The following is a 3836-nucleotide window of genomic DNA, read 5'->3' as shown; positions in this document are numbered from 1 at the left end:
CCGATCCGACTGGGGCTCGCAAATTCATGCCGGATACAGATCCGTCACCGGAACCGCCAGGCTCAAGGGGCAAGCGCCGCTGGACGCTATCCGCGATCTCATCCAGGGCAGTTTCGCACTCGCTTGAAGCGCCTGCCGCCAACCCCGTGAGCAATTACGGTACAGGAGGATCGAGGGGAGACGTTTTGTTCTATATAAAAGGAAGGGACGTTGTCGTGACAACACCAGAGGGTAATTTTGTGACCATCCTCAAAAACGGGCTGGAGAACCCTTCGGTAAAGGAGGCAATCAGATGAGCATTGACATTTTAAAAGAATTTTCTGTAAGTAAAATAAATGATTTGTATGCAGTTTATTTCTTTGAAAAAAATATCGACTTCTCGAACCCAATTGCTCTATGTATCAGGTTGCCTGGGGGGAAATCGAGGTGGATTACATCTAATGGAAGAGGACGATTCCGTGTTATAGAAGAATTCTCGGCAATTTATTATGCAGCTGAGATAGGGTTCACATTTCTGGCACCAATTCAATTATCCTTACCTAAAAATATTCAACATTCTTCTAATGTTTCAAAAATTAGTAATTTTAAAACAGATAAGCACGAAATAATATATCTCGAATTTTCAAATAAATTCGGCTTTTCATTGAAATTCGAGGATGATAGTATATTTATATTAGCAAACTGACGAAGTTTTTATCTGAGAGTCTGCCCGAAGTCATTTTTATTTTTTTACAGAGCCTTCTGATCATCATGCGTATGGATGCGTAATTGCTCAGGTGGTTGGCAGTAGGGCTGCTCAGGCGAGCGCAAACGTTCCGTTCACGAGATCGCGCATAGCGGCCAGTGGGGCGTGTCCCTTGAGCTTGGCGGTTCCGGTGACGGATCTGTATTCGGCATGGACTTGCGAGCCCCAGTTGGATCGAATGTTGAGGAGCAAATTGCTTATCTGACCGCACAAGGCCTCAGTCCTGCGGACATTGAGGCGGCCCGGCAGCATTTGCTGGCCGGAAAACTCTTGAACACGGACGCCCAGGGCAATCCAGTCATCGTGAATGGGGCGCCCTCCTACATCAATCAATACGCTTACGTGCCGAATTCCGATGCGGATGGTTTGGTCATCGACATTGGAGGTGCGGCAGGGACCCAAGATCAAACGACCCTGAAAACGCTCGGCGGCAAAGCGGAGCAGCTTGCGGTTGAGTTGAATTATTGGATTGATACTTACGGGACGGCTGCGGAAGTCATCGTGCGAGGAGTCAAGTTCGCGGTGACGACGGTTACCACCGGACCGGCTGGAACGGTCTTGCAGGCGACGGTTGAGCAGGCCGTGAGCACCGCATCGGAAGAACTCCTCGGACCCTATGTGGAAGAGGGAATCTCGAAAGCGGCGGGCTTCCTTCAGGGGCAGGACGCAACCTTGACCCATGGAGAAGCGATGGCCCTGGCCTCCCTGGGGGTGATCACGGTCGGCTTTGTCCTCGGGGGAGCCGCCGCCGCCAAAAAGGTGTCCGGTGTCGCGAAAACGATCATTACGAGGATGCAGGTTGAAAGAAGGCTTCCCTCTGGCTGGACGGTGATTAATGATGGGGTAGGCCCCAACCGCCCTGTCTTGCCGAGCGGCTATACTTGGGTCCAAGATGCTGACGGAACGGCTGTCGTCGCACACGTTGATGGTACGATCACGCATCCGGGGTCGTCCGCGTATGACGATCTTGTTAAGAGGGGTAATGCTGGGGCTACCTTTGCTTTGCACCCGATTGATCAACCAATTGATCTCGTCGGATTTAGGCGTGATCACATCATGAATCGTCATGGACCTGGCACAGGCGTATCTGGAAAGACCGAGTTCCCATCGAGTTGGGATGAACAGAGAATTCTGCATAATATTTCCGATGTAGCTACGGATCCTGCTTCGCGTAGAGTTTCATCAACTCATGGAACTCAAGTATATGGTGTTCGGGATGGTGTAGAAATAAGGGTAGATTTATACCCTGATAACCATCCTCGTTATCCAGGTCAAATTTCCACAGGTTTTCCCGTTGCGGGTCCGAGTGTCCCGGTAAATCCATGAGGTCGTAACTATGGATAATGATTCGATACGTGAAGTTAGGACGTTTCTCTCTAAATTGGTTGATTATCCATTTCTTTTAAAGAGAATTGGGATAGAGGATGTCGAAGGTGCAAATTATTTCGTTAATTCAAACCAAGAGGAAGAATTTGTATATGAGGCCTTCCTTTTAGGGCTCGTCCATCAAACTGCATTTTATCCATCGGATCCGAATTTATGGTTGTCAATGGCAAGGAAGTGCAACTTCGACCACCCAGCCATTTTGGATGAAAATATAGATATCACCGAAGGTGGCCCTTTAGTTGATTGGTATATCTACCCTAAGCTGGTCCAATGGTTAGTAAAAAATAGTCCAGACGGTAGAAAGTTGAATTTAAATAAAATAGATAAATGTTTTTTGTATTTTAAGATTCCAGATTTTTACGATTCTTAGTATCTGTCTGGAGATTTTGTGAATGGATATAATCCTCAGACGAATACGCTCATTGACGCAAAATGTTGGACTTGCTGGCCAAGAAATGACCAATCTTGGTCAAATTCTAGCGTTGTGAACCAAGCGCGTAGGCAGCAAACCATTGCTGAGCAGACCGGGAGAACAGTTGAATGGCACGTACCCGATCAAGCTGCGGCCACCCGTGTGCAAAATGCCTTTGATACAGTAGTTGATAGCGCTAACCCGATTAATCAGAGCACCATTCGCATTGTCATAACACCACAATAAGGAGCAGGAATATGCGAGATGAAATGTTTTTTGCGGCCTCTTGGCCGACTGGACCTCTGTGCGCTCGCGAGGCGTCGGATTGTTTGAAAAAATTTTTTATCGGGTTTTCACGGGTCTCACCTTGGGGTATGCCTTTCGATGTTTCTGGCACAACTGCTAAGCAGGCTCACTTGGAATTTTCTGAAGATTATTCAGACTTTGAAGAGATTGTTTTTAAGGCAATGGATAATAAAGATGTACGTTTTTTTAGCGAGAGCAATCCAGATACGATGAGGCTAATGCCGGATTCTAAAACGGTTTACGGATTTTCATGTGTATTCAGTGACTACCCACAAAGAAATAGAAAGAAAAATATGATAACGATTAATGTAGATTTGGGTCAAAATAAGGAAAATTCCTTAAGTAGCATTGTTATTCATATTCCAGATTACCTACCCGGACAGGATAATATGGCGTGGTCAACGAGCGATATGGAGAAGCCTCAAGCAATTTTTGATTTTCTCATTGAATCTCTTGGTGCTTACACGTGTTATTTGTCATCAAATAGTTTCAGGTCTTCTGTTTTAGACAGATCTATAGATAGATATACTCTAGGCTGGATGTCGTATACAAAAAATGCTAAAGTTATTGCTGCATTGAAGGATGACCCAAGAACGACTGAATACAAAGAGGGCATCCTTGTGAAATTGGGAGACGGTGTCTCTGTATTTGAGGATGAAGCTGTACGCGAAGAAGCTATTAAAATACGCGATAAGCTTCGTGCTGCCGGCGCTGTTGATTGGATGGCAGAAGCTGAGCGCTTCATGCCGTCGAAAGATCAAATCTAAATTCTTTGGAGAGACTACAATCGCTATGGGATAGCGGGTAACTTCGAAGTCGTTGTCGTTGTGATGCCCAAATCTGAGTTTGATCGCGTCGTCGCACCTGTACGAAACCCGCTTCGACTACACGGACTTCGGCACCTTCTACGGCTCGGATTATTTCCAGGAGCAGACGGGGATCAGTTTCTCGGACCCCAATGTCATGACCCTGGGTGACGCCACTTTT

The 3836-nt window shown here is 46.5% G+C and carries 4 protein-coding genes; all 4 read left to right on the top strand.

The features are described from left to right. Positions 1-292 precede the first annotated feature (292 nt). The 4 genes from ACLIRY_RS26685 to ACLIRY_RS26670 all read left to right on the top strand — a co-directional run bounded on the left by ACLIRY_RS26685 (position 293) and on the right by ACLIRY_RS26670 (position 3616). Positions 293-685, top strand: a complete 393-nt coding sequence (locus tag ACLIRY_RS26685; protein WP_413208462.1) for a hypothetical protein — start codon at positions 293-295, stop codon at positions 683-685. A gap of 210 nt (positions 686-895) precedes the next feature. Beyond that, positions 896-2071 (top strand): EndoU domain-containing protein, encoded by a 1176-nt coding sequence (locus tag ACLIRY_RS26680; RefSeq protein WP_413208461.1) that lies wholly within the window; start codon positions 896-898, stop codon positions 2069-2071. Positions 2072-2081: 10 nt separating this feature from the next. Further along, entirely contained in the window at positions 2082-2501 is a 420-nt protein-coding gene (locus tag ACLIRY_RS26675) for a hypothetical protein (protein ID WP_413208460.1), read from the top strand. A gap of 299 nt (positions 2502-2800) precedes the next feature. Beyond that, positions 2801-3616 (top strand): hypothetical protein, encoded by an 816-nt coding sequence (locus ACLIRY_RS26670; RefSeq protein WP_413208459.1) that lies wholly within the window; start codon positions 2801-2803, stop codon positions 3614-3616. Positions 3617-3836: the final 220 nt, after the last annotated feature.

It is taken from the genome of Rhodospirillum sp. A1_3_36 (assembly GCF_047263945.1).
Classification (GTDB): Bacteria; Pseudomonadota; Alphaproteobacteria; order Rhodospirillales; family Rhodospirillaceae; genus Rhodospirillum.
This window is presented reverse-complemented; position numbering and strand designations above follow the sequence as displayed.